Below are 25,741 nucleotides of genomic sequence, written 5' to 3'. Positions count from 1 at the left end.
ACGGCGCAACAGCCACCGTCATTCCCGCGCAGGCGGGAATCCAGCGTCGTTTCCCCCGACGTGAAAGTCACTGGGTTCCCGCCTTCGCGGGAACGACAAGCATCGTTCTTCATGGTGACGTGCCTTTTGAAGGCGCCGCAGGCGCCGACGCCGCCGCCAGCCCTGCCTGCATCTCCTGCGCGGCCTTGCCGGCCTGCGCCGCCACCGTGACCTCGGCGGCGCTGGCGTTCTCGGCCTCAAAGCGCGCCTGCGCCTTCTGGTTCAGCACCACGATGCTGATGCGGCGGTTGACCGGCGCGAGCAGGTCTTGCTTGTCCAGCGGCATGGTCGCGGCCAGGCCCAGCACGCGCAGCACCTTGCCCTCCTGCATGCCGCCCGCGATCAGCTCGCGGCGCGAGGCGTTGGCGCGGTCGCCGGACAGCTCCCAGTTGCTGTAGGTGCGCTCGCCGTTGGAATAGTTGGCCGCGTCGGTATGGCCGGACAGGCTGACCTTGTTGGGCAACTCGTTCAGCACCGGGCCGATCTCGCGCAGGATGGTGCGCATATAGCTTTCGACGGTGGCGCTGCCGGTGCGGAACATGGGCCGGTTCTGCGTATCCAGGATCTGGATGCGCAGGCCTTCGCTGGTGATGTCCAGCAGCAGCTGCGGGCGGAACTGGCGCAGCACCGGGTTGTTCTCGATGATCTGTTCCAGGCGCTGCTTGAGCGCGCGCAGGCGCTGCGCTTCCTGCTGTTCGTTGCGGCGCTGTTCGTCGCTGGGGTCGTTGTCGTGCGCGCGCATGATCTCGCCGTCCTTGCGCATCACGTCCATGCCGCCGCCGGGAATCACGCTGGGCGACTGGCTGCTCTTCTCGCCGCCGACGATTGCGACCTTGAGCGGCATGCGGAAGTATTCGGCAATGCCTTCCAGCGTTTTCTTGTTGGCGCTGGACAGCAGCCACAGCACCAGGAACAGCGCCATCATCGCCGTCATGAAGTCGGCGTAGGCAATCTTCCAGCTGTGGTTGCCGTGCGGCCTGGCGTGCGACTTCGCCCGGCGGACGATGATCGGACGCATATCGTGTGCGCTGCTCATGTGGTGCCCCTTGCTGCGTGCGTTGCCGGCTGCTTAGTTCAGGCTCTTCACTTCGCGCACGTGGTCGTCGAGCTCGAGGAACGACGGACGCACCGTGGAGTACAGCACCTTGCGGCCGAATTCCACCGCCACCAGCGGCGCGTAGCCGTTCAGGGAAGCCAGCAGCACCACCTTGATGCACTCGTAGACCTTGACGTTCTCGGACACCTGCAGCTCGATGCGCGCGGCCAGCGGCGAGATAAAGCCGTAGGCCAGCAGGATGCCGAGGAAGGTGCCGACCATGGCGTGCGCGATCAGCGCGCCCAGTTCGGCCGGCGGCAGGTCGGCCGAACCCAGCGCATGGACCACGCCCATCACCGCGGCGACGATGCCGAATGCGGGCAGGCCATCGCCGACGCGCGACAGCGCATGGGCGGGGATCTCGGCTTCATGGCGGAAGGTCTCGATCTCGTGATCCATCAGCGCCTCGATCTCAAACGCATTCATGTTGCCGTTGACCATCATGCGCAGGTAGTCGGTGAGGAATTCCATCACCACCGGATCCGACAGGATGCGCGGGTACTGGCTGAACACGCTGCTGGCGGCGGGATCGGCGATTTCCTTTTCCAGGAACAGGATGCCCTCGCGCCGTGCCTTGGACAGCAGCACGTACAGCAGCGACATGACGTCCAGGTACAGCTCTTTCTTGTACTTGGAACTCTTGAACAGGCCCGGCAGCGCGCGCGCGGTGGCCTTGATGGCCTTGCCGGTATTGGTGGCGATGAAGGCGCCGATGGCGGCGCCGGCGATGATCACCACTTCGGCAGGTTGATACAGCGCGCCCATATGGCCGCCGGTCATGGCGTAACCGCCAAGCACCGCCGCTACCACGACGACATAGCCAAGAACTACTAGCACGATCGGATCCCCGTCTAAAAACGCGCGTCAGCCACGCTCATTGGCCCGATGCACGGGCGCACGGAGAGAATCCGTCCGCCAGCGCAGCAAGCTTGCCAGCCGGCGGACCTTGACCAGGATCAGGCGTTGGTCTGCACGGCGGCGGCGTCTTTCGAGAGCTTCTTCACTTTCCCTGCGCGCGACGGCGGACGGCACAGGCTGCACACGAAATTCGCATGCGGCTCATACGCGTGCGTGACAAACTGTCCGCCGCAACACGTGCACCGGGACAGCTGCAGCATGTTGCTCTCGAAGAACCGTACTAACGTCCAGGCCCGCGTGAAACTTAAGACAATTTCACCGCCGAGCAGCGAAACATGCTCGAGGTACAGGCGGTAGGCGGCCACCACCGCGCGGATGCCCACGGTCTCGCCTTCCTGCACCATGAACTGGTAGGCAGAGAAGAACAAAGACGAGTGGATATTCGGCAGCCAGGTAGTGAACCAGTCCGTCGAGAACGGGAGCATGCCCTTGGGGGGCGAGACGCCGCGCAGCTCCTTGTACAGGCGTATCAGCCGGTCACGCGACAGCGTGGTCTCGGCTTCAAGCACCTGCAGGCGCGCGCCCAGGCCGATCAGCTCGATGGCGAGCTGGGTCTGGTTGGCGTCCTGGAGCACGCTCTTGCGGCTGGGTACGGAGGTGGCCGTATAACTCCGGATTGGCTCGGCCTGCAGGAGCGCGGTCAATTGAGCGACTCCACAGGCTGACGTGCAAGCAGGATCGCGGCATGGATCTGCTGCATGTCATGGCTCTTGGCCGTGTGGGTGAGAGTAGACAGAAGCGCATGGTCGTCGAAGCGGAACCTGCACAGCACCATGTTGGATGCCGCGAGCTTGACGAGTTGCGCGGAGGTCAGCTTGGCAAGGATATCCGCGATTTCCTTGCTGACTCCGAGCCGGAACATGGCTTCGACCTGGTTTTCGCGCACCAGGCGTTGCGCGAGCAGCAGATAGGCGAGGTTAACCTCCCTGATCTCCTGGAGAACTTCACTGCTTTCCAATTTATCCCCGCTACCAAAAACCCACCGTAGCCGCTTGTCCGGCGCTTACCGTTGCCCTCGCGGGGCCCGGCGACCAGATCGTTTGAATGCGGCTGGGCGGGTACAACGTACGACTGATGAACTACGCCCGTGTCAAACTGTAATCAACTCCGTTACAAGTGTTACAGAGTGTAAGTAAGACTGTTACGTTTATATCGGCATTCGCCCCGCAATGCCAATCCCTACTTACGCGGGGGGGAATCAAATGTCGCATGAAACATACATTGGACAGGCACATTTTGTAACAAGTCACACGCCTGACGTTTGATTTGGCTCAAGGCAGCCACCAAAACGTCATCTTCATCAACGCACCGGCACGGCTATTGGTAGCCTGCTGGATTCCTCTATTGACGAAGGCCGCGCGGAGTGTATCGCTGCGCTTGCTGTTCGTAATACTGTCCAAAATATCCAACCCGCATCGACCGATGCGGCAGTGCCCGTTTCAATGCGCGAACATCCGGCGCAGCCATGCCGCGAGGCGCGCGAACACATCGTCGGGCGCCTCGCGGAACAATGCCGGGCGTACGCGCTCGACTTGCTCCAGCACGCGCGAGGCTTCGTCCGGCTGCATCGAGCCGTACTCCAGCGCCAGCCCCAGCATGCCGCGCAACTCGCCCACGCGCGCGCGGCCGGCCGCTTCGTTGTCTTCGGTCTGCAGCGCGTACATCAGGTCGTAGGCGCGCTGCCGCAGGCTTTCGGCCAGGCGCCATGCCGGCGTGCGCATGCGTTCTTCCAGCGCGCGCAGGTCTTCCGCCGACGCCGCCACCTGGGTGGCCAGGGCCTCGGTATAGGCGGTATCGGCGCCGCACTCGGCCAGCACCTGCGCGGCCCATTCGCGCGCATGCGCCAGGCGTTGCTCGCCGCTCCAGCCGGGCTGCACCGCCAGGCCGAAGCCGAAGCGCTGGGCGTCGCGCATCAGCGCCGCGAGCGCATTGGGCAACTGCTTGTCGAACACGCGCCGCGCCCAGCCGTACTCACCCCCGGACAGCAGCCGCGAGACCGCGCGCTCGGTCAGCGGGCCATCATGCTGCAGCAGCCGCGCGCGCAGGAAATCATTGAACTCTGGCGGCAGGAATTCGCGGTCCAGCCCGGTGGAGACCCCGATGAACTGTTCGAATTCCTTGCGCAGCCTGGCCGCGTCCTCCTGCGGCAAGGCCAGGGTGAGATCGGTCGTCATGGCAACACTCAGAACGCGCTCCAGTCGCCGTTGTCGGCAGCGGCGAGCGCGGGCCGCGGCGTCATCGCCGCTGCGCGCGGTGCGGGCTTGGCTGCCGCCGGCTCCGCCGCATCGCGCGGGGCTTCATCGGCGCCGGCGGCTTCCGCCTTGGCCATGGGAAGCTTGGGCGCACGCTTGCTTGCGGCGACGGCGCGCTGGGTCTTGGCGGGCACCGCGGCAGCGGCCGGCAATACCTCGAAGCGATCCGCGCGCTCGTCGTCCGCGGCCAGGCGGAAGGTCGCCACCGCGGACTGCAGGCGGCTAGCCTGCTCTTCGAGCGCGCCGGCTGCGGCGGCCGCTTCTTCGACCAGTGCCGCGTTCTGCTGCGTCACCTCGTCCATCTGCGCGACTGCCTGGTTCACCTGCTCGATGCCCGAGCTCTGCTCGGCCGACGCCGCGCTGATCTCGCCCATGATGTCGGTCACGCGCTTGACCGCCTGCACGATCTCGTCCATGGTCTTGCCGGCCTGGCCGACCAGCGCCGAGCCGTTGTCCACGCGCGCCACCGTATCGCCGATCAGGCCCTTGATCTCCTTGGCCGCGTTGGCGCTGCGCTGCGCCAGGCTGCGTACTTCGCCCGCCACCACCGCGAAGCCGCGGCCCTGCTCACCGGCGCGCGCCGCTTCCACCGCGGCGTTCAGCGCCAGGATGTTGGTCTGGAACGCAATGCCTTCGATCACGCCGATGATGTCGACGATCTTCTTCGACGCATCGTTGATCTCATCCATGGTCTGCACCACCCGGCCCACCACTTCGCCGCCGCGCAATGCCGTGTCCGATGCGTTGGCCGCCAGGCCGCTGGCCTGGCGCGCGTTGTCCGCGTTCTGGCGCACCGTGCTGGTCAGCTCTTCCATGCTCGACGCGGTCTGCTCCAGCGACGCCGCCTGCTGCTCCGTGCGCTGCGACAGGTCGTTGTTGCCCGCGGCAATCTCGCGCGACGCGCTGCCGATCGATTCGGCCGAGGCCTTGAAATCCCGCACCATGCGCGACAGCTGCTGCTGCATCTGCTGCATCGCAAACACCAGGCTGCTCTTGTCGCCGGCACGCGTGGCCACCGGCTGCGAGAAATCGCCCTCGGCAATGCGCGCGGCGATGGCCGCGGCATACCCCGGCTCGCCGCCCAGCTGGCGCGACAGCGCGCGTGCCAGCAGCACGCCCAGCAGCACCGACAGCGCCAGGCCGCCCAGCACCAGGCCCAGCATCCACAGGCGGGTACTGTCGTAGACGCTGCGCGCCTCTTCCATGTTGTTGCGGGCGCGGTCGTCGCGGCGTTTAACCATCTGCAGCATCACCGCTTCCAGCGCGTGGCTGTCCTTGAGCAGGTCGGCGCTTTCGGAGAACACCTGGCTCTCGAACTGCGACGTATCCAGCGGCTGCTTGCTCACCAGCTCGACATACTTTTCCATGCGCGCGCGGAACGCCGGCGACAGGTCCTGGTACTGCTTGACCAGCGCCTTGCCCTCGGGCTTCTCGAAGGCGCCGGCCACCTGGCGGATGCGTTCATCCATCGCGGCCAGCGACTTGGCGATCTGCTCCTTCTCGACCGTACGCTCGCCCATGGTCGATGCCGACAGCAGCGCGATCTGCGAGCGGCTGGCGTAGACCAGGTTGATGTTGGCGTCCTGCACGGCCTTCAGCGCGCGCAGGTCGTCGTTGTAGATCTTGCCGGTCCAGTCGGCCATGCGGCCCATATTGACGACGCCCAGCAGCCCCATCACGGCGCCGATCACGGCAACGACCAGGAATCCGGCAACCAGCCTGGTCGTGACGCGCAATTGATTGAACCAATGCATAGCAACTCCCCCTTGTAACTGAAGCCTCGGGCACGGCCTGCCGCACCCGGTGTACGCTGGCGGCGCGGAAAGCCGCGCCTGCCTTCACTTCGATCCCTGCCGTGCGGGTGCCGCGGCCTACGCCCGCGCCAGCACCGCATCGCCACGCGCAGAGGCGGGCTGGCGTTGCGGCCGCACTTCCGCCTGCATGCTGACGCGGAAGGTCGACACGGCATCGCGCAGCCGCAGCGCCTGTTCTTCCAGCGCGCCGGCCGCGGCGGCCGCTTCCTCGACCAGCGCCGCGTTCTGCTGCGTGCCCTCGTCCATCTGCGCCACCGCCTGGTTCACCTGCTCGATGCCCGAGCTCTGCTCGGCCGACGCCGCGCTGATTTCGGCCATGATGTCGGTGACCGACTTCACCGCCTGCACGATCTCTTCCATGGTCTGGCCGGCCTGGCCGACCAGTGCCGAGCCGTTGTCCACGCGCGCCACCGTATCGCCGATCAGGCCCTTGATCTCCTTGGCCGCGTTGGCGCTGCGCTGCGCCAGGCTGCGCACCTCCCCCGCCACCACCGCGAAACCGCGGCCCTGCTCACCGGCGCGCGCTGCTTCCACCGCCGCGTTCAGCGCCAGGATGTTGGTCTGGAACGCGATGCCTTCGATCACGCCGATGATGTCGACGATCTTCTTCGACGCATCGTTGATCTCATCCATGGTCTGCACCACCCGGCCCACCACTTCGCCACCGCGCAGCGCCGTGTCCGAAGCATTGGCCGCCAGGCCGCTGGCCTGGCGCGCGTTGTCCGCGTTCTGGCGCACGGTGCTGGTCAGCTCTTCCATGCTCGACGCGGTCTGCTCCAGCGACGCCGCCTGCTGCTCCGTGCGCTGCGACAGGTCGTTGTTGCCCGCCGCCACCTGGCGCGTGGCCGTCGAGATGCTGGCCATGCCTTCCTGGATCTCGTGCACCACCGACAGCAGGCTGCGCTGCATGGTCTGCATCGCCTGCGCCAGCGCGCCGATCTCGTCGGCGCTGCGGTGCTCGAAGCGCGTGGTCAGGTCGCCCGCGCCCATCCGCAGCGCGAAGTCCAGCATGTCGCGCACCGGCCGCTCCACGCGCGCCAGCAGCATGGTGCCGGCGGCGAAGGACGAGGCCAGCGCCAGTGCAAAGCCGCCCCACAGCCACGGGCGCAAGGCAGCGGCGCCGGTGCCGCCCAGTACTTCCACCGCGACCAGCGCGGCCAGGAACCACGCCAGGCCGCCGGCCTGCGCCCACAGGATGCGGCGCTTCAGGTTCAGCCGCAGCAGGCGCTGCACCAGGCCGCGCAGGCCGGTGCGCACCACCGCGCCGTGGCGGATCGCCAGCCCGTCGGCACGTCCCGCGCGAAAGCGTGCATAAGCGGCGCCGGCGGCCTGCACCTGCTCGCGCGTGGCCATCGAGCGCACCGAGGTGTAGCCCACCACGCGGCCGTCGACGCGCGTCGGCGTCACGGTCGCATTGACCCAGTAGAAATCGCCGTTCTTGCGGCGGTTCTTGACCACGCCCATCCACGTGCGGCCGGCCTGCAGGTCTTGCCACAGGTCGGCGAAGGCCTCGGGCGGCATGTCGGGGTGGCGCACCAGGTTATGCGGCGCGCCCAGCAATTCCTCCGCCGCAAATCCGCTGGCCTCGATAAAGGTGCGGTTGGCAAAGGTGATACGGCCCTTGAGGTCGGTGCGCGAGATCAGGTAGTCGGACGGAGACAGCGGGTACTCGCGCTGCGTGACGGGTTGGTTGTTTCGCATCTAAGTCTGTACTGCGTGCCTGTGGCGCGCCGCATGGGTCCATGCGGCCGCGCCGCGGGCGGGTTCGGTCTGGCGCGCGGATGGCGCGTGCCAAACGGCGGGGGGCGCTGCGGCAGGATCAGGACACCGCTTCCAGCGCGGCCAGTTCTTCGGTATTGAGCAGCTTCTCGATGTCGACCAGGATCAGCATGCGCTGCTCGACCGAGCCCAGGCCGCGGATATAGTCGGTCGCCAGTTCGCCGGAGAAGTGCGGCGTGGGCTTGATCTGCGCGGCGCTCAGCGTCAGCACGTCGGAGACGCCGTCCACCACGATGCCGGTGGTGCGGTCGTTGAGGTCGACGATGATCACGACCGTGTACTGGTCGTAGCTGACGTTGGGCTGGCGGAACTTGATGCGCAGGTCGATGATCGGCACGATGATGCCGCGCAGGTTGATCACGCCCTTGATGTAATCGGGCGCATTCGCGATCTGGGTGACCGACTCGTAGCCGCGGATCTCCTGCACCTTCAGGATATCGACGCCGTATTCCTCGCGGCCCAGGGTAAAGGCCAGGAACTCCTCGCCCGCGCCGTCCGCCTTGTCGATGTGCTGCATCGTCTAGCCCCCCAAATTTGGCTCATGCTGGTGTCTGGCGCCGCAGCGGACAGGGCCGCTGGCTGCGCCGGGGCGTGACTTCGCCCACCAGTGTTTACGGCAGGATCCGGGGTGACTGAAGGGCGACGCCGCCGCTTTCCTCACCCTTCCGACGTAGGGGATGCCGCTTCCAGCAGCGCGGCCACGGCCTGCATCAGCCCGTCCGGGTCGAACGGCTTGGGCAGGAAGCCGGATGCGCCGGCGGCGCGGGCCTGTTCGCGGATGCTGCCGTCCTGCTCGGTGGTCAGCATCAGGATGGGCATGCGCGCGTAGCGCGGCGTGGCGCGCAGGCTGCGGATCAGCGTGAGGCCGTCCATGCCGGGCATGACCTGGTCGGTAACCAGCATGCCGAAGCTGCCAGCGACGGCCAGCGCGTGCGCCTGGTCGCCGTCCGCGGCCTCGGTCACGTCGAATCCTCCGGCGCGCAGGCAGGCGCCGATCATGCGGCGTAGCGAGGGCGAATCGTCGACGACGAGGATGCTGGGCAATGACATGGGCGCCTCCGGAGGTGCAGGAACGGGTTGGGTCCGCCAGGAAGATCGATGGCATGGGCCACGCGGCCGGCGACGGACGGGCCGGCACAGGGCCGGGCCCCACGCGGGCCAGCCTGCCAGACCGGTTATCGGCGGCGCGGCGGCCCGGCTTTAGGCGTCAGGCCGCGGACTGCGCGCGCAGGGCCTCGCCGAAGCCGGCGGCGTCCAGCGGCAGCGACAGCAGGTAGCCCTGCACCTCGTCGCAACCCATCTCGTTGAGGATGTCCAGCTGCGAGGCCGACTCCACCCCTTCGGCCACCACCTTCATGCGCAGCTCGTGCGCCAGCGCCACCATCGAGCCGACGATGGCGCGGCCCTGCGCATCGGTATCGAGGCCCCCGATCAGCGTGCGGTCGATCTTGAGCGTGCCCACGCGCAGCCGCTTGAGATAGCCCAGGCTGGAATAGCCGCTGCCGAAGTCGTCCAGCGCCACCTGGATGCCCAGCGACTGCAGCTCGGCCAGCGTTTCCAGCGACTTGCCGATGTCCTTCATCGCCGCGGTCTCGGTGATTTCCAGCGTGATCGCCGACGGCGGGATGTCGTGCTGGTGGATCTGCTCCAGCAGGTATTGCGGGAAATTGCGGCTGGCAAAGCGCAGCCCCGAGACATTGATCGCCACCGGCACCGTCGGCACGCCGGCGTCGCGCCACTGGCGCACCTGGCGGCAGACGCTGGTCAGGACCCAGTCGTCGAGCTTGTCGATCTGGCCCGACTGCTCGGCCACGGCGATGAACTCCGCCGGGCTGACCTGGCCCAGCGCGGGATGGCGCCAGCGGCAGAGGGCCTCGGCGCCGACCACGGTGCGGCGGCGCGCGTCGTACTTAGGCTGGAACTGCAGCGACAGCGTATCGTCCTGGATCGCCACCCACAGGTCGCGCCGGATCACGCGGGTGCGGCGCGCGCGCTCGCCGGCGGCGCTGTTGAACAGGCGCACCTGGTTCGAGCCGCTCTGGCGCGCTTCGGCCAGGCTGACGCGGGCCGCCTGCATCAGCTGCTCGGAGGTCTGCGCGTCGCGCGGATAGATGGCGATGCCGATGTTCACGCCGATCTGCATCTGCAGCCCGCGCGCGGCGATGAACTCCGCCAGCGAGCCGAGCATGCGCGAACCCAGCTCCTGCGCGCGGCCATGGTGGACCAGTTCGGGCACGCCCACGGCAAATTCGTCGCGCGCCAGCCGAGCCAGGAAGTCGTGCGGCTCCAGCACGGCCTGCGCCAGCGCGCCGGCGTCCTGCGCCAGGATGTCGTCGGCGCGGACTTCGAAGACCTCGTCGACTTCGCGGTAATCGGCAATATGGATCAGCAGCACGGCGCAGCCGGTCTCGGCCAGCCGGGCCTGGCTGATGGCCTGGTCCAGCCAGCGGCCGAAGGCCACGCGGTCCGGCATCACCGTCGCCACGCTGTATTCGCCCACCGTGTCGTGGCCGCGCGCGGCTGCACGCACGGTCAGCCGGCCCGGGCGCCCGGGGATGCGGGCGCCGCGCCGAGCCAGCCGCGGCTCGGCGCCGCGATGCAGCACCGGCAAGTCATCGGCAAGTTCGTCGGCCAGGGCGGCGTCGGCGCGTGCCGGCGCCGGCAGCCAGCCGCGCGACTGCGCCCGGTGGACGGCGAACAGCAGCGCGCACAGCGCCGTCAGCCCGCCCGCCAGCCAGGCCGGGTGCGGCAGTCCGGCGGCGTCGAGGCAATCGCGCGCGGTCACGGTGCCGGCGCCGCACGAGCGGCCCAGGTGCGTGCCGGCGGCTGCGACCAGACCGGCCCCGGCCACCACCGCCATCAGCGCCGCGCCGCGCCACAGGCGCGCGCCCTGGCGCAGCCACTGCACCAGCAACTTGACCGCCGTGGTGGCCGCCGCCGCGGCGGCAAAGCTGGCCGCCAGCTGCGCGGTGTCGTTGACGGCCGGCACGCTGCCTGACAAGCCCACCACCAGCACCGGCATGCCGATGCTCAATTGCGACAGCAGCGCCGCCGACCACGTCAGTACGCGCAGCGACCGGCTGCCGGCCCGCTGGTCCGCGCGCCCGGCGCGAATGCCGAGGGCGGCGGCAACGCCCAGCAGGGCGGCCAGCAGCAACAGGACGGAACTCAGGGCAATCATTGGGCTGCGCGATGATGAAGAAAATGCGCGAAGACGGTCAGGACGCGGGGCAAACCCCGCATCATGTCATCTTGCAGTCGCCATGGGAACAAGGCAATGACACGAACGCAGGGTCAGAACGCGCTCCAGTCATCGTCGCTGCCGGTCGCGGCGAGGGCCGGCCGTGCCGCGGGCCGGGTTGCCGACGTGCTTGCCGGCCTGGCTTCGGGCGCGCCGGCAGCCCGGTGGGAGGCGGCGCCTGGCACGTTACGCACCGCCGTGGTGCGCGCGGTGCGGCTGGACGCGGCGACGGCCAGCGTAGCCGGCGCCGGGGATGCCACCGATTTCGCCGCAGGCTTTGCCGCGGCATTTGCTGCCATCGCCGGCGCCGCGTCCGTGCCGACCGTGAATACCGACACCACGCTCTTCAGCTTCTGCGCCTGCTCTTCCAGCGCACCGGCAGCCGCGGCGGCCTCTTCGACCAGCGCGGCGTTCTGCTGCGTGACCTGGTCCATCTGGGCCACGGCCTGGCTGACCTGCTCGATGCCGCTGGTCTGCTCCTGCGACGCGGCGCCGATCTCGTTCATGATGTCCGTGACCCGGCGCACCGCCTGCACGATCTCGCCCATGGTCTGGCCGGCTTCGGCGACCAGCCGGGTGCCGCTTTCCACGCGCTGGCCCGACTCGCTGATCAGCGCCTCGATTTCCTTGGCGGCCGAGGCCGAGCGCTGCGCCAGGCTGCGCACCTCGCCCGCCACCACGGCGAAACCGCGCCCCTGCTCGCCGGCGCGTGCGGCTTCCACCGCGGCATTGAGCGCCAGGATGTTGGTCTGGAAGGCGATGCCCTCGATCACGCTGATGATTTCCACCACCTTGCGCGAGGCGCCGTTGATCTCGTTCATGGTATCGACCACGCGGCCCACCACCTCGCCGCCCTTGAGCGCGATCTGCGAGGCCTCGCTCGCCAGCACGCCGGCCTGGCGCGCATTGTCGGCGTTCTGGCGCACCACCGTGGTCAGCTCCTCCATGCTCGCGGCGGTTTCTTCCAGCGACGAGGCCTGTTCCTCGGTGCGCTGCGACAGGTCCAGGTTGCCGGTGGAAATCTGCTGCGTGGCCGACGCCATCGAATCGGCCCCGCCGCGCACTTCAGCGACGATGCCCGACAGGCTCGACTGCATCGCGGCCAGGGCCTGCATCATGCGCCCGATCTCGTTCTTCGAGATGCTGGTGATGCGCGCGGTCAGGTCGCCGCGGGCGATGCGCTCGAACACCGCCAGCGCCTCCTGCACCGGCGCGACGATGGCGCGGTTCAGCGTGACCGTGCACAGCGCGGCCACCGCCAGGCCCAGCACGATCATGACCACCGACAGCATGCGGATGCGCGCAAAGCCGGCCTGCGCCGCGGCGAAATTGGCTTCGCCGGCCGCCATCTGGAATTTCTGCAGCTTTTCGTGCGCGCTCGACATGCTGCGCTGCAGGTCAGGCAGCACCTTCTTCGCCAGGCGCACCGCCTCTTCCTGGTTGCCCGCCAGCGAGGCCGCCTGCAGCGGCAGCACACCCTGCTCCATGAAGGCCTGGCGCTGCTTGCCCAGTTCCGCCGCCAGCGCCTTTTCCTCGGCATTCTGCGGCAGGCTCATATACCGTTTCCATGCCGCGTCCGACGCCTCAACGAACACGCGGGAACGATCCACGTTGACCTTGGGGTCGTCCTGCTCGCCCTGCATCACGTTGCGGTCCAGCGCCAGGCGCATGCGCGTGGTGGCCAGCATCGCATCGCTGAGCGCGACGGTGGAGCCAAGCTGGTTGGCATAGGTTTCCTTGAGCGCGTCGTTGCTCTGCGAGATGCCGTACAGGCCGCCCCCGCCGACCAGCAACAGCAGCAGCGACAGGATTCCCATGGCGCCCCGTAGCAGGGTCTTGATCTGAATATTGTTGTGGAAGGACATGATGAATGAAGACACTGGCAATCCGCGGGACACACCCCTTGCCCCGGTCCGGCAGGATCGTTACCGCATTGATCCGCCCTGCCCGGATAACGGCGCGCCCCCCTCATCCTTGAGTCGCTGCCCGGCCAGCCCGGTTTTATAGATTGGCGATAAACGTCATGTCGGATATGCGCCACGTGCGTCCTGGCGACGGCAGCCAGCAGGGAAACCCCGCCGCGGTGCTGTCCGTAAATGCGGGCGGATTAATGGCGGAGCTGGTATCCGCACCACCGCCGACAGAGCGGTCGGATGGCTGGCGAATACCGTTGCCATTTCCTCCCGCTTTCCACCACTGCCATGCCCCGTCCCCGCCAAAATCCGCGGAGACTGCACCTGACACCGAAAGTTCACACAATTATCGGCGCCAAGAATTTTCGCAAAAACCCCCGGTGATAACGCGGCCGGGATTTGCAGCATGCAGCCGGCCCGTTATAATTGTTTTCAGCATTTTCCCGCCCCCAGGCGCACCCAGCGCAATTCAATCACCGGAAACCGAGGACGCAATGGCGACGTATCAGGAAATCGTTCAGAAAATCAGCGAACTGCAGAAGCAGGCCGAGGAAATCAAGGCACGCGAACAATCCGCGGTGATCGCGGATATTCGCGAGAAAATCGAGCAATATGGCCTGACCGCGGAAGACCTGGGTTTTGGCGCGAAGGCCCCGGCCGGCAAGAAGGCGGCCAACCGCAAGGTGCCGGTCCGTTATCGCGACAGCGCCGGCAATACCTGGACCGGCCGCGGCAAGCGTCCGGGCTGGCTGACCCAGGCCCTGGCCCAGGGCAAATCGGTCGAGGACTTCCTGATCCGCTGAAGCGCGCGATCCGGCAGACGGCAAAACGCCACGGAAGCATCCGTGGCGTTTTTGTTTTGGCCGGCCCGGAAGCCGGGCCGGGTCGTCAGGCGTCGAACCCGTGCGGGTTCATCGACTGCCAGCGCCACGAGTCCTGGCACATGCGGTCGAGGTCATGCTGCGCGCGCCAGCCCAGCAGCTGATGGGCCAGCGCCGGGTCGGCGTAGCAGGCGGCGATATCGCCGGGGCGCCGGTCCACGATCTGGTACGGCACCGGCCTGCCGCTGGCGCGCTGGTAGGCCTGTACCACCTCCAGCACGCTGTAGCCGCGCCCCGTGCCCAGGTTCACGGTCATGCCGCGGCCCTGCTGGCGCAGATAATTGAGCGCCGCCAGGTGGCCATCGGCCAGGTCGCAGACGTGGATATAGTCACGCACGCCGGTACCGTCCACGGTCGGGTAATCGCCACCGAATACCATCAGCTGGTCGCGGCGTCCGGCCGCTACCTGCGCCACATAGGGCATCAGGTTGTTGGGAATCCCGCGCGGATCTTCGCCGATCAGGCCGCTTTCATGCGCGCCCACCGGATTGAAATAACGCAGGTAGGCAATGCGCCATGCCGGATCCGATTTTTCGAGGTCGCGCAGGATTTGCTCCCCCATCAGCTTGGTCTGGCCATAGGGGTTGGTGGCCGACAGCGGGAAATCCTCCAGGATCGGCACGGCGTGGGGATTGCCATAAACCGTTGCCGAGGAACTGAACACCAGTTGTTTCACCCCGGCCGCGCCCATTGCGGCACAGACTGTCAGCAGGCCGTCGAGGTTGTTGCTGTAATAGGCCAGCGGCTGGCTGACCGATTCGCCCACGGCCTTGAGCGCGGCAAAATGAATCACCGCACTGATGCGGTGTTCGGCAAAGAGCCGGTCCAGCAGCGCGCGGTCGCGCACGTCGCCCTGTACGAAATGCGGGGACTGGCCGGTAATGGTGGCAAGCCGCTCGATCACGGCCGGGCTGCTGTTGCACAGATTATCCAGGCCGATCACGTGGTAGCCGGCATTGAGCAGCGCAACCCAGGTATGCGAGGCGATATAGCCGGTAGCACCGGTCAGCAGCAGGGTTTCAGGCATGAGGGATGGGATGGATTCGGTTAAGCGTTTGCGGCGGGCGCCGGCACGTGTGCGCGACAAATAACACGGACGCGGCTCCCGACGCGGCAAGCTGCCTATTATCCACCAAGTGCCATGGCGGCCTGGCCGCGCGCCGAGCGCCGCATCAGCCAGGCGCCGCGGCGGCCGGCGCCAGCAGGCCGGCCCGCGCCTGCCACGCCTCGTACGCCGCCCGCAGCCGCCACCCGGATTCCAGGTCGCGCATGCCCAGGCATTGCGCCACCTCGGCGGGGGCCGTGCCGGCCTCGAAATGCATGGCCGCGCAGGTGTTGCGCAAGGTCTGCGGCGACGCGCGTTCGCTGCGCCCGGCAAGCACCCCGGCTTCATCCAGCAGGATTTCCACGCGTCGGTAGATCGACGCCGCGTGCATCGGCCGCCCCGTCGGCATGGCGGGGAACACCAGGGTGCCCAGCGTGCCGGATGCCTCGCGCAGTGCCAGCCAGGCCCGCAGCGGCGCATGCGCCAGCGGAAACAGCGGCACCGTGTAGGCCCGGCCGTTGTCGGCGCGCACCATGCGCAGCGCCATCCGCCCGGGCGCGCCGTCGGCGATCACGTCGAGGCGCAGCGTCCGGGCCTCGCCCACCTTCAGGCCGCCGCCGAGCAGCACGGCCAGCAGGGCCGCGTCGCGCGCGCGCTTCCATTGCGTGGGCGATGCCGCGGCGCCGGCATCGCCGGCCGGCGCGCCGGCCGGGCCGAGGATGCGCGCCACCAGCAGGTCACGCTCGCCGGGCAGCAGGAATGCCGTGGGGTCGTTCTCGCCCTCGGCCAGATGGGCGCGCACCGCCTGGCTGCCCGGGTTGTGCATGCCCTCGCGCAAGCGGGACAGGTGGTGGAAGACCCGTTCGATCAGCCGCGCATAGCGATAGCGGTGCGACTTGTGCAGCTGCTGCGCGTCCAGGAACTCGCCGAGCTGCTCGGCGGACCAGCTCAGCGGCGGCAGGCCGCGTTCGGCCGACCAGCGCAGCAGCTTGCCCCACATGGCGCGGTACACCACGCTGGTGCCATGGCGAAAGCCATGCTGCGCCAGCCAGCCGTCGAACGCACGCTCGGGGTGGTCGCGCCAGGCGGCCAGGTCGGCATCGAACAAGGCCGCCTGCTCTAGCTGGGCGGCGCTGGGCTTGGTGGTCACGGACTCTCCTGCTCTTCCCGCATCAGGCCGGCGGCCGGCGGACGAACCCGACTATTGTAGACAACGCGTCACTGCGCGCCGCCAGACGGCGTGCCGAACTTGCAGCGGGCCACGCGGCATGCTACCTTTCAATCCACTATGCAACTGGTTGCATAAAACCGGAACGAGATCGCAGTACCCTACAGCGCCCGCCAGGAGACCCCGTGACCACTGCCCTGCTCCCCGCCGCCCAGGCTTCGCTCGATGCCTGGCACCAGATGATTGCCACCCAGTCCATGGCCGGACTCGATGCCATCGTCGCCGATGACGTGGTGTTCCGCTCCCCGGTCGCGCACACGCCGTATCCCGGCCGCGCCGCCATCGCGCTGGTGCTGACCACGGTGAACCAGGTGTTCCAGGACTTCCGCTATCACCGCAGCTTTGTCAGCGAAGACGGCCACAGCGTCGTGCTGGAATTCAGCGCTGCCGTGGACGGCAAGGCGCTCAAGGGCATCGACATGATCCGTTTCGACGACGCCGGCCGCATTGCCGAGTTCGAGGTCATGGTGCGCCCGCGCTCCGGCCTGGAGGCGCTGGCCGCCGCCATGGCCGCGCGCCTGGCCAGCCAGAAACACGTGCTGACCGGCGCCGCCTGACGCGCGCGCCGGCAGCGCATCGTCGTTTGCCGTTTCGCTTCCCCGAATTACCCGGAATTACCCAGGAGACTTCCCATGGCCCTTCCCGTCCAGCTCCAGAACCGGCTTTCGCTGCCGGTGGTCTGCTCGCCGCTGTTCATCATCTCCAACCCCGATCTGGTCATCGCCCAGTGCAAGGCCGGCGTGGTCGGCTCGTTCCCCGCGCTGAACGCGCGCCCGGCGCCCAAGCTGGAGGAATGGCTGGACCGCATCACCACCGAGCTGGCCGAACACGACGCGAAGCACCCCGAGCGCCCGTCGGCGCCCTTCGCGGTCAACCAGATCGTGCACAAGTCCAACGACCGGCTCGAGCATGACCTGGAACTGTGCGTGCGCTACAAGGTGCCCATCGTGATCACGTCGCTGGGGGCGCGCACGGAAGTGAACGACGCGGTCCACTCGTACGGCGGCATCGTGCTGCATGACGTGATCAACAATACGTTCGCACGCAAGGCGATCGAAAAAGGCGCGGATGGCCTGGTGGCGGTGGCGGCCGGTGCGGGCGGCCATGCCGGCACGCTGTCGCCGTTCGCGCTGCTGCACGAGATCCGCGAGTGGTTCGACGGCCCGCTGCTGCTGTCGGGCGCGATCTCCAGCGGCGACGCCATCCTGGCCGCGCAGGCCGCGGGCGCCGACCTGGCCTATATCGGCTCGGCCTTCATCGCCACGCAGGAAGCCAACGCACAGGAAGGCTACAAGCAGATGATCGTCGACAGCAATGCCAACGACATCGTCTATTCCAACCTGTTCACGGGCGTGCACGGCAACTACCTGCGCGGCAGCATCGAGCGCGCCGGGCTGGACCCGAACGCGCTGCCGGAATCGGACCCGTCGAAGATGAATTTCGGCTCGACCAGCGTGAAGGCGTGGAAGGACATCTGGGGCGCCGGCCAGGGCGTCGGCGCGATCAAGCGCGTGGTGCCGGCGGCTGAACTGGTGCGCCGCTTTGCCGAAGAGTACGCGCTCGCGCGGCGCCGCCTGGGATTGGGCGAAGCCAGCCCGGCCGGCGCCCGGGCCGTCGATCTGGCCTGACCGGACCGCCTGCTGCCGCTACAGCAGCGGCAGCAGGGCTTCGCCCCAGGCCACCCAGTCGGTCTCGAAGCGGATGCCGCGCTGCAGCAGCGCATAGCGCAGTTGCTGTGCGCGGTCCATGTCCGGCGCCGAGAAATCGCGCCGCTCGATGGCCAGGTAGGTCTCGAGGCGGGCGCGGTGCAGCGCGATCAGCCGACGCATCTCGTCGCCCAGCCCAAGCGGGCCGATCACCGCATCGGCGCGCAGCTTGACCAGGATCTCCTCGCGCTGGTCCAGGCCCGCTCCCGGCGCCAGCACCCAGCGCGCCAGCTCGTCCCGACCCGCCGGCAATACCCGGTAAACCTTCTTGCGGTTGCGCCGGTCGGCCCCCGCCTCGCCTTCCGCCGCGTCGTCATCGGCGGCAATCCAGCCGCTGTCCGCCATGCGGCCCAGTTCGCGATAGATCTGCTGGTGCGTGGCATGCCAGAAATAACCGATGGAGCGGTCAAAGCGCCGCGCCAGGTCGTAGCCGGACGAGGGCTTTTCGATCAGGGAGATCAACAAGGCGTGCTGGGTCGACATGCGTCTGCGGGGCGCGGGGTTATCGGAGTGAATTCACAGCACAGCGTGCCGGCAGGCGCGCCGGTCACCGCACTTTCAAAAACTGGCGCTATGGTATCCCATGCCGGGCCGGTACCCGACGGCGGCGCGCGGAGATGACGGAGAACGACATATTCGTCGATTTTGTCAGTTGAGAAATTTCCCGCCAGACAGAATTAAAAAACGCTGAATGGCATTTCTCGCCTGCATGCCATACATTCCATACATTGAAACTGTGCGAGCAAAAACGATCCGCCCCCCGGCCGCACCATGCAGCAACTTTGGAGTGTGTCCATGAACGGAAAAATCCTGCTTGCCGAAGACCGCGACGTGGCCTGGGAGGCCGACGCGCGCCCGCTCGGCCTGCTGGCGCCAGTGCACGACAAGGCGCCAGTCTATTACCGGCTGCCCGATACGCCTGACGGGCACCATATCAAGGAATATCCCAGCGGCATGCGCCAGCTGGTGCGTTTTGTCGGCGTCGAGGAACAGGTCGTCAAATACAACCTGGGCTGATCCTGCGCCACCGTTTTCCCTGTGGTTGTCTCCTCCGAGCCCGATCCTGCGGGCAGGGACTTGAACCCGCGAGTTTCGCGGGTTTTTTCTTGCCATCACAGCAACCGGCGCGCCCGCCTCAGAGCTGCGGCGCGCGGCAGGCCGCGCCGCCGGCATTGGCCGCCTCCGGCATGCCAAACACGGCCTGCGCCCCGCATTGCGACCCGAACATGCGCGCCTGGTCGTGCCCCACGCCCACCACTTCATACGCCTGGTGGCGCGTGACAAGACCCGGGCCGGCGAGGTAGCGCTCGTAGCGCAGGTAGCCGCGCGCACGCTGCAGCCGCGTGGGGCCCTCGGCCTCGGCGCCGCACGATTTGTCGAGCACGCGGTGGTTGGGATCGTTGTCCTCGGTGCCGGCCAGATAGGTGACCTGGCGCCCGGCATAGCGCCGGTACAGCGCCATGCCGTCGGCGCCTTTCGCATACGGCACCATGTCCTGCATGCCGTAGCGGTATTTGTCGTAGTCCGGACAGCGGGCGATGTCATACGGCGCGAACGACTTGCCCTCGGCGCCAGCCGGCCGCACCGGCGTGAAATACAGGTACGACGACGGATTGGCCACGACATAGCGCAGGTCGATGCCGCCCGCGCGGATGCGCTCGTCGGCATGGTTGAGCGCCGCGTAGCGGTGCACGATCTGCGCGCCGCCGGAGTGGCCGGCAATGGTTACCTTGCGCACCTGCGGCAGCCGCGCCTTGTTTGTGACGAAGGCAAGCAGGTCGTCCAGTACTTGCAGCGAACTGACGCGGGCCGGGCCGTCGACCGCGTCCTCGCCGCTGAGCCAGCCTTGCACCGACCAATGCGGCATGCCCGTAAAGCCCTTCTTCTGGTCGGGCGTGCCGGGGAAATTCGGCGCGAGCAGCAGCACCTCGTCCGGCTTGCGGCCGCTGGCCTTCAGCAGTTCGGCGCCGGCGGCATAGTAATCATCGCCGTTGCGCTGCAGGCCATGCTGGACGAACACCACTTCGCGAATGCGCGACAGGTCGCCGTCGAGCCGATGGTTGGCATAGACCGGGAAGTCATAGCCCGGGCCTGCGCCAAGATGTAGGCGCTGCCAGTGCGGACTGGCTGGCGCGGCATCGGCAGCCTTGTCCGCGGCGGGCGGCATGGGGTGCGTGCCGGCGCAGCCGGCCAGCGCCGCGATGGCGGCGGCGGCCAGCGTCATCGCCAGGCGCGAACGGGCGGGCTGAGGCAGGCGGGCGGTCTGTCGGCTCATGGGGGTCGTCTCCGGTTGGCATGGCGGCGATGGTAGGCCAGTGGCGCGCGGCATGGCAACGCCTGCCGCGCCGCTGTGCTGGCTTACGCCAGCCGACTGGCCAGCGCGGCCACGTCGGGCCAGGTCACGCGCCGCACCATCACGCGCAGCGCGGGGCCGTGGAAATCGTCCTCGAACGGCGCCGACGCCGCGCCGCCCAGCCGCTGGTAGAACTCGCACGCCTGCGCATTGGCCTCCAGCACATAGAGAAACAGCGGCTGCCCGGGCCAGCCCTGCGCCACGCGCTGCGCGCAATGCGCCAGCAGCCGCTTGCCCAGTCCCTGGCCATGGAAGGCGGGCAGGACATGCAGGTTGTCCAGGTAGATGCCGAAGCGCGGGTCGGCCTCCGGCAACAGGCAGGCAAAGCCGGCCGCCACACCGTCCACCAGCGCCAGCGTGACCTCGGCCGGCCCGTCCGCGCCGTCATGCATGCGCGCGCGCCAGGCGGCCAGGCGTTCGGGGTAGGCCTGCTCGCGCAGGTAATCGTCCGGCAGCATGCCGGGATAGGTGTGCTGCCAGCTGGCGGCGTGCATGGCGGCAAGCCGGTCGGCATCGGCGGCGGTGCCGGGTATCAGCGCAATATCGGGCATGAGACGAGACGGGAACGGCACAGCGGTGCCGGGGCGCACGGAAAGCGCTCATTGTGCGCCCGCGATGCCAAAGCTTGCAAAAGGCGGAGGAAGCGATTGCAATCGTGGTCCCCGGCACCCGCGGCCTTCCCTTGCGCGCAGCCACGGCAGCGGGAACGAAGGTTGCAGCACACCGGGCAGCCCCCGCTCAAGCAAAGGAAGCCTTATGTACATGGTCTACTGGTCCGAGGCCCTTGGGACCGGACTTACGCCACACGCGCAGTCGTTTCCGAGCGACGCGATGCGCGAGGCGCTGCGCTTTACCGAAGCGCTGCGCCAGCGCCAGCACGCGGGCGAGGCGGTGAGCTTTGTCACCCTGTGCTCGGAAAACCCCGACTCGGTCGGCCGCGCCGGCGCGGCGGATCCGCCGCCCGACTATGAGTGGAGGAAACGGCGGCCCTGATCCCGCGCGTTGTGCCCCGCCTCAGGCGCGCCCTGGCGCCGGCCGCAGCGCCGCGCGCACGACAAAGGCCATCAGCACCGCAAACAGCAGCATCGCCGCCAGGAAATACAGCCCGGCCGCCAGGCTGCCCGTGGCATCCTTGATCACGCCGATCCCATACGGCCCGAAATAACCGCCAAGGTTGGCCAGCGAATTGATGGTGGCGATGCCCACCGCCGCGGTGGCGCCGGTCAGGAACTCGCCGGGCAGCGCCCACACCACAGCCTGGATCGAATAGATCGAGAACGCGGTCAGGCAGATAAACAGGAATTGCAGCACCGGCGACTGCACCCACGCGCTCAGCGCCATGGTGACGGCTGCCATGCCCGACACCACCACGATATGGCCGTAGCGCTCGCCCTTGCGGTCCGAATGGCGCGGCACCAGCCAGAGCCCGACCACGGCGAACAGGTAGGGCACGGCCGACAGCAGGCCGGTCATCGCATCGGTGACGCCGAACTGCTTGATGATGGTCGGCAGCCACAGCGACAGCCCGTAGATGCTGAGCGGAAACGGCAGGAACAGCAGCGACAGCAGCAACACGCGCTTGTCCCTCAGCGCCCGCAGCGGATTGCCGTGCGCTTTGAGCGCATAGGCGGCCTGGTCGGCGGCCAGTTCGCGCTCTATCCAGGCGCGGTCCGCCGGCGCCAGCCACGCGGCGCTGGCCGGCGACTCGGGCAGCAGCTTCAGCGTGGGCAGGCACAGCAGCACCGCTGGCAGGCCGCTCAGCACGAACAGCGTCTGCCAGTTGCTCATGCCGAACAGGCCATGCGTGGACAGCACCAGCCCCGCGAGCGGTCCGGTGATGATGAGCGCGATCGGCTGCGCCAGCACCAGCAGGCCGATGATCCGGGCGCGGTGTCGCATCGGGAACCACTTGGTGAGGAAGTAGAGGATGCCCGGATACAGCCCCGCCTCGGCCGCGCCCAGCAGGAAGCGCAGCACGTAGAAGCTGTGCGCGCCCTGCGTGAACGCCATCGCCATGGTAATCACGCCCCAGGTGAGCAGGATGCGCGCAAACCAGCGGCGCGCGCCAAAGCGTTCCAGCGCCAGGTTGCTTGGCACTTCGCACAGGAAGTAGCCGACGAAGAACAGGCCCGCGCCCAGGCCATAGGCGGCATCGCTGATGCCGATGGCCGCGTTCATGTGCAGCTTGGCGAAGCCGACCACCGAGCGGTCGATATACGCGACCACGTAGATCAGCGCCAGGAATGGAATCAGCCGCCGCACCAGCATGCCGACGATGCGGTGCTCCTCGGCGGCTAGTGCAGTTTCGCCCCGGGTGGGGGCGGCGCGCTCCATCGGCGCGGTCTGGGTGCCTTGCATGGCGAGTCTCCTTGTCTTGTCTTGGCCGGCCGCGTCATGGCGGTCGGCGAATTAGTGCACTGGCTCAGTGCGAGTGGCGCGGCACCTCGCGGCCGCGGCAGCCCACCAAAAAGTCGAGGTCGCAGCCCTGGTCGGCCTGCAGCACGTGATCGACGTACAGCTTGCGATAGCCGCCGTCGGCAGGCGCCTGCAGCGGCTGCACGTCGGCCATGCGGCGCGCGAATTCGGCTTCGTCGATGTCCAGGTGCAGGCGCCCGGCCTCGCAGTCGAGCTCGATCCAGTCGCCGTCGCGCACGATCGCCAGCGGCCCGCCGGCAGCGGCTTCCGGCGCCACGTGCAGCACCACCGTGCCATAGGCGGTGCCGCTCATGCGCGCGTCGGAAATCCGCACCATGTCCTTGACGCCCTGGCGCAGCAGCTTGGGCGGCAGGCCCATGTTGCCGACCTCGGCCATGCCCGGGTAGCCGCGCGGCCCGCAGCGCTTGAGCACCAGCACCGAGTTCTCGTCGACCTCGAGCGACTCGTCGACGATGCGTTCCTTGTAGTGCTCCAGGTTCTCGAACACCACCGCGCGGCCGCGGTGGCGCAGCAGCTTGGGCGTCGCCGCCGACGGCTTGAGCACAGCGCCGCGCGGCGACAGGTTGCCGCGCAGGATGCGGATGCTGCCGTCGCGGATCAGCGGCTGGTGCAGCGGGCGGATGACTTCATCGTTGGTGATTGGCGCGTCCTTGACGTTGTCCCAGATCGCCTTGCCGTTGACGGTGACCGCGCCGGGATGCGGCAGCAGCCCGGCCTCGCCCAGGCGGCGCAGCACCGCGGGCAGGCCGCCGGCGTAGTAGAACTCTTCCATCAGGAAGCGGCCCGATGGCATCAGGTCGACGATCGTCGGCGTGTCGCGCCCCACCGTGCTCCAGTCTTCCAGTTCCAGCGGCACGCCAATGCGGCCGGCGATCGCCTTCAGGTGGATCACGGCGTTGGTGGAACCGCCGATTGCCGCGTTGACCCGGATCGCGTTTTCGAACGCCTGGCGCGTCAGGATCTTCGACAGCGTCAGGTCCTCGCGCGCCATCTCGACGATGCGGATGCCGGACATGTGCGCCAGCACGTAGCGGCGCGCGTCCACCGCGGGGATCGCGGCATTGTGCGGCAGCGAGGTGCCGAGCGCCTCGGCCATGCAGGCCATGGTGGAGGCCGTGCCCATGGTGTTGCAGGTGCCGGCCGAGCGCGACATGCCGGCCTCGGCCGACAGGAACTGGTGCAGGTTGATCTCGCCCGCCTTCAGCGATTCATGCAGCTGCCACACCGCGGTGCCCGAGCCGATGTCCTTGCCGTCGAGCTTGCCGTTGAGCATCGGCCCGCCGGTGACGACGATGGCCGGCACGTCGCAGCTGGCCGCGCCCATCAGCAGCGCGGGCGTGGTCTTGTCACAGCCGGTCAGCAACACCACGGCATCGATCGGGTTGCCGCGGATGGCTTCCTCGACATCCATCGCGGCCAGGTTGCGCGTCAGCATCGCGGTCGGGCGCAGGTTGGATTCGCCGTTGGAAAACACCGGGAATTCGACTGGGAAGCCGCCCGCTTCATACACGCCGCGCTTGACGTGCTCGGCCAGCTTGCGGAAGTGGGCGTTGCAGGGCGTGAGCTCGGACCAGGTATTGCAAATGCCGATCACCGGGCGCCCGTCGAAGGCGTGATCGGGAATGCCCTGGTTCTTCATCCAGCTGCGATACATGAAGCCGTTTTTGTCGGCGGTGCCGAACCACGCGGTCGAGCGCAGCGGCTTGCGTTGCTTGTCGTGGAAATCCGACATGTTGTTCCTGGTGCAGGGCCGCCATGGCTGGCGGCGCGAATGGCAGGGACGACGGATCCAGCGGACGGGTCACCGCGGGGCGCGGCACCATGCTGTCTCCGGTCGTTGTGTGTGTGGGACGCAGTGTATGCAGCTTGCCGATATGCTACTAATGAAGAGTTCGGCCATTGCCATATCGATTCCGGCATCCGTATTAACCCTGACCCATGCCAGCTGCCCCCGCTTCCTCCGCCATTTCCCCGGCCACCGGGGCCGTGCCGACGTGGCACAACCACACCCGCCTCAAGACCCGCCAGCTATTGCTGCTGCTTGCAGTCGCCGACGAAGGCAGCATCCACCGCGCGGCCGAGCGGCTGTCAATGACGCAGCCGGCCGCGTCCAAGCTGCTGCGCGAGTTGGAGGAACTGCTGTCGGTGCCCTTGTTCGAGCGCCTGCCGCGCGGCATGGCCCCGACCGACTACGGCCGCGCGATGATCCGGCACGCGCGAGCGGTGGTAGGCAGCCTGAACCAGGCGCGGGAAGAGGTCCTGGCGCTAAAGGCCGGGCGCCTCGGCCATGTGGCGATCGGCGCGATCACCTCGCCCGGGGTGCGGCTGCTGCCCGCGGCGATCGCGCGAATCAAGGCCGCCTATCCGGGGCTGCGGGTGTCAGTCGAGATCGACAACAGCAACGTGCTGCTCGACCGCCTGGGTCAGGAAAAGCTGGACATGGTGGTGGCGCGCCTGTTTCCCGAGCACGACAAGGGACGGCTGCGCTACGAGCCGATGGCGCAAGAGCCGGTCTGCGCGGTGGTGCGCCCGGGCCATCCGATGCTGGCGGCGCCCGATCTGTCGCTGGCTGCCGCCGCCGATGCCGCCTGGCTGATTCCGCCGGCCGGCACCGTGTTGCGCCATCGCTTCGAGCTGATGTTCCAGCGCGCCAGCCTGGCGCCGCCGGTCAATGTGATCGAGACCGCCGCGCTGCTGTTCCTGACGCGCATGGTGACGCAGTCGGACATGATCGCGGTGCTGACCGCCGACGTGGCGCAGTATTACGCCGCGTTCGGCATGATGGAGATCCTGCCGATGGCGATGCCCTGCCACATGGACGACTTCGGCCTGATCACGCCGACCGACCGCTTGATGTCGCCCGGGGCGCTGCTGGTTGCCGAGGCGCTGCGCGAGGCCGCGCACGCGATCTATGGCGGGCAGGCGACGGGGTGAGCCGTCATGCCGTTCAGTTAGCGACCGTCGTTCCCGCGAAGGCGGGAACCCAGTGACTTTATTCCGAAGGGGACGAGAAAGACGCTGGATTGCTCGCTACCGCTCA

The 25,741-nt window shown here is 67.9% G+C and carries 24 protein-coding genes; 6 read left to right on the top strand and 18 right to left on the bottom strand.

Features of this window, described 5'->3' with window-relative positions:
- Positions 1 to 109 precede the first annotated feature (109 nt).
- From motB to RALTA_RS16935, 11 genes are all read right to left on the bottom strand, one after another.
- Positions 110 to 1,075: a flagellar motor protein MotB gene (motB, locus tag RALTA_RS16985; protein WP_012355102.1), complete on the bottom strand. Its 966-nt coding sequence runs from the start codon at positions 1,073 to 1,075 to the stop codon at positions 110 to 112.
- 33 nt (positions 1,076 to 1,108) lie between these two features.
- Positions 1,109 to 1,972: a flagellar motor stator protein MotA gene (gene motA, locus RALTA_RS16980; protein WP_012355101.1), complete on the bottom strand. Its 864-nt coding sequence runs from the start codon at positions 1,970 to 1,972 to the stop codon at positions 1,109 to 1,111.
- Positions 1,973 to 2,091: 119 nt separating this feature from the next.
- Positions 2,092 to 2,697, bottom strand: coding sequence for a flagellar transcriptional regulator FlhC (gene flhC, locus RALTA_RS16975; RefSeq protein ID WP_012355100.1), 606 nt, complete (start codon positions 2,695 to 2,697; stop codon positions 2,092 to 2,094).
- The gene (flhD, locus tag RALTA_RS16970; protein WP_010812713.1) at positions 2,694 to 3,011 is read right to left on the bottom strand and encodes a flagellar transcriptional regulator FlhD; all 318 of its coding nucleotides are present in this window, start codon (positions 3,009 to 3,011) and stop codon (positions 2,694 to 2,696) included. Before flhD ends, flhC begins: the two co-directional genes overlap by 4 nt.
- Positions 3,012 to 3,492: 481 nt before the next feature.
- Positions 3,493 to 4,227, bottom strand: a complete 735-nt coding sequence (locus tag RALTA_RS16965; RefSeq protein WP_012355099.1) for a DUF4088 family protein — start codon at positions 4,225 to 4,227, stop codon at positions 3,493 to 3,495.
- An 8-nt stretch (positions 4,228 to 4,235) separates the two neighbouring features.
- Complete coding sequence (locus RALTA_RS16960; RefSeq protein ID WP_012355098.1) at positions 4,236 to 6,059, bottom strand: methyl-accepting chemotaxis protein; 1,824 nt, start codon at positions 6,057 to 6,059, stop codon at positions 4,236 to 4,238.
- Positions 6,060 to 6,176: 117 nt separating this feature from the next.
- Entirely contained in the window at positions 6,177 to 7,820 is a 1,644-nt protein-coding gene (locus RALTA_RS16955; protein ID WP_012355097.1) for a methyl-accepting chemotaxis protein, read from the bottom strand.
- A gap of 118 nt (positions 7,821 to 7,938) precedes the next feature.
- Positions 7,939 to 8,415, bottom strand: coding sequence for a chemotaxis protein CheW (locus RALTA_RS16950; RefSeq protein WP_012355096.1), 477 nt, complete (start codon positions 8,413 to 8,415; stop codon positions 7,939 to 7,941).
- A gap of 140 nt (positions 8,416 to 8,555) precedes the next feature.
- Positions 8,556 to 8,948: a response regulator gene (locus RALTA_RS16945; protein WP_012355095.1), complete on the bottom strand. Its 393-nt coding sequence runs from the start codon at positions 8,946 to 8,948 to the stop codon at positions 8,556 to 8,558.
- Positions 8,949 to 9,105: 157 nt separating this feature from the next.
- Positions 9,106 to 11,079, bottom strand: coding sequence for a putative bifunctional diguanylate cyclase/phosphodiesterase (locus RALTA_RS16940; protein WP_012355094.1), 1,974 nt, complete (start codon positions 11,077 to 11,079; stop codon positions 9,106 to 9,108).
- Positions 11,080 to 11,192: 113 nt separating this feature from the next.
- Positions 11,193 to 13,004 (bottom strand): methyl-accepting chemotaxis protein, encoded by a 1,812-nt coding sequence (locus RALTA_RS16935; protein WP_012355093.1) that lies wholly within the window; start codon positions 13,002 to 13,004, stop codon positions 11,193 to 11,195.
- 542 nt (positions 13,005 to 13,546) lie between these two features.
- On the opposite strand from RALTA_RS16935, the gene RALTA_RS16930 reads away from it, so the two are divergent.
- Positions 13,547 to 13,855 (top strand): H-NS histone family protein, encoded by a 309-nt coding sequence (locus RALTA_RS16930; protein ID WP_012355092.1) that lies wholly within the window; start codon positions 13,547 to 13,549, stop codon positions 13,853 to 13,855.
- Positions 13,856 to 13,940: 85 nt separating this feature from the next.
- Here RALTA_RS16930 and galE read toward each other — a convergent pair whose 3' ends face one another.
- Both galE and RALTA_RS16920 read right to left on the bottom strand, forming a co-directional pair.
- Positions 13,941 to 14,960, bottom strand: coding sequence for a UDP-glucose 4-epimerase GalE (galE, locus tag RALTA_RS16925; protein ID WP_012355091.1), 1,020 nt, complete (start codon positions 14,958 to 14,960; stop codon positions 13,941 to 13,943).
- Between the two features lie 145 nt (positions 14,961 to 15,105).
- A complete protein-coding gene (locus tag RALTA_RS16920; protein WP_012355090.1) occupies positions 15,106 to 16,128 on the bottom strand; it encodes a tyrosine-type recombinase/integrase in 1,023 nt (340 codons plus the stop codon).
- 203 nt (positions 16,129 to 16,331) lie between these two features.
- Between RALTA_RS16920 and RALTA_RS16915 the strand changes: the two genes are divergently transcribed.
- Together RALTA_RS16915 and RALTA_RS16910 are read left to right on the top strand one after the other, a co-directional pair.
- Positions 16,332 to 16,763, top strand: a complete 432-nt coding sequence (locus RALTA_RS16915) for a nuclear transport factor 2 family protein (RefSeq protein ID WP_012355089.1) — start codon at positions 16,332 to 16,334, stop codon at positions 16,761 to 16,763.
- A 75-nt stretch (positions 16,764 to 16,838) separates the two neighbouring features.
- Entirely contained in the window at positions 16,839 to 17,834 is a 996-nt protein-coding gene (locus RALTA_RS16910; protein ID WP_012355088.1) for an NAD(P)H-dependent flavin oxidoreductase, read from the top strand.
- An 18-nt stretch (positions 17,835 to 17,852) separates the two neighbouring features.
- Here RALTA_RS16910 and RALTA_RS16905 read toward each other — a convergent pair whose 3' ends face one another.
- Entirely contained in the window at positions 17,853 to 18,395 is a 543-nt protein-coding gene (locus tag RALTA_RS16905; RefSeq protein ID WP_012355087.1) for a PadR family transcriptional regulator, read from the bottom strand.
- A gap of 312 nt (positions 18,396 to 18,707) precedes the next feature.
- Here RALTA_RS16905 and RALTA_RS16900 point away from each other — a divergent pair, with 312 nt between their 5' ends.
- Complete coding sequence (locus tag RALTA_RS16900; protein ID WP_012355086.1) at positions 18,708 to 18,929, top strand: hypothetical protein; 222 nt, start codon at positions 18,708 to 18,710, stop codon at positions 18,927 to 18,929.
- Between the two features lie 118 nt (positions 18,930 to 19,047).
- Here the strand turns inward: RALTA_RS16900 and RALTA_RS16895 are convergent, their stop codons facing one another.
- Both RALTA_RS16895 and RALTA_RS16890 read right to left on the bottom strand, forming a co-directional pair.
- On the bottom strand, positions 19,048 to 20,136 hold the full coding sequence (locus RALTA_RS16895) for a hypothetical protein (RefSeq protein ID WP_407637538.1): 1,089 nt from the start codon (positions 20,134 to 20,136) through the stop codon (positions 19,048 to 19,050).
- A gap of 134 nt (positions 20,137 to 20,270) precedes the next feature.
- Positions 20,271 to 20,816: a GNAT family N-acetyltransferase gene (locus RALTA_RS16890; RefSeq protein ID WP_012355084.1), complete on the bottom strand. Its 546-nt coding sequence runs from the start codon at positions 20,814 to 20,816 to the stop codon at positions 20,271 to 20,273.
- 205 nt (positions 20,817 to 21,021) lie between these two features.
- Between RALTA_RS16890 and RALTA_RS16885 the strand changes: the two genes are divergently transcribed.
- Positions 21,022 to 21,258, top strand: a complete 237-nt coding sequence (locus RALTA_RS16885) for a hypothetical protein (protein WP_025582956.1) — start codon at positions 21,022 to 21,024, stop codon at positions 21,256 to 21,258.
- A 21-nt stretch (positions 21,259 to 21,279) separates the two neighbouring features.
- Here the strand turns inward: RALTA_RS16885 and RALTA_RS16880 are convergent, their stop codons facing one another.
- The gene (locus RALTA_RS16880; protein ID WP_012355082.1) at positions 21,280 to 22,623 is read right to left on the bottom strand and encodes an MFS transporter; all 1,344 of its coding nucleotides are present in this window, start codon (positions 22,621 to 22,623) and stop codon (positions 21,280 to 21,282) included.
- Positions 22,624 to 22,687: 64 nt separating this feature from the next.
- A complete protein-coding gene (locus tag RALTA_RS16875; protein WP_012355081.1) occupies positions 22,688 to 24,433 on the bottom strand; it encodes an IlvD/Edd family dehydratase in 1,746 nt (581 codons plus the stop codon).
- Positions 24,434 to 24,639: 206 nt separating this feature from the next.
- On the opposite strand from RALTA_RS16875, the gene RALTA_RS16870 reads away from it, so the two are divergent.
- Positions 24,640 to 25,635 carry a LysR substrate-binding domain-containing protein gene (locus RALTA_RS16870; RefSeq protein ID WP_012355080.1) on the top strand — a complete coding sequence of 332 codons (996 nt, stop codon included), beginning with the start codon at positions 24,640 to 24,642 and terminating at the stop codon, positions 25,633 to 25,635.
- The last annotated feature ends 106 nt before the right edge of the window (positions 25,636 to 25,741 follow it).

It is taken from the genome of Cupriavidus taiwanensis LMG 19424 (genome assembly GCF_000069785.1).
Lineage (GTDB): Bacteria > Pseudomonadota > Gammaproteobacteria > Burkholderiales > Burkholderiaceae > Cupriavidus > Cupriavidus taiwanensis.
Note: the sequence above shows the minus strand (reverse complement) of the source record. Positions and strands in the feature narration are given on the sequence as shown.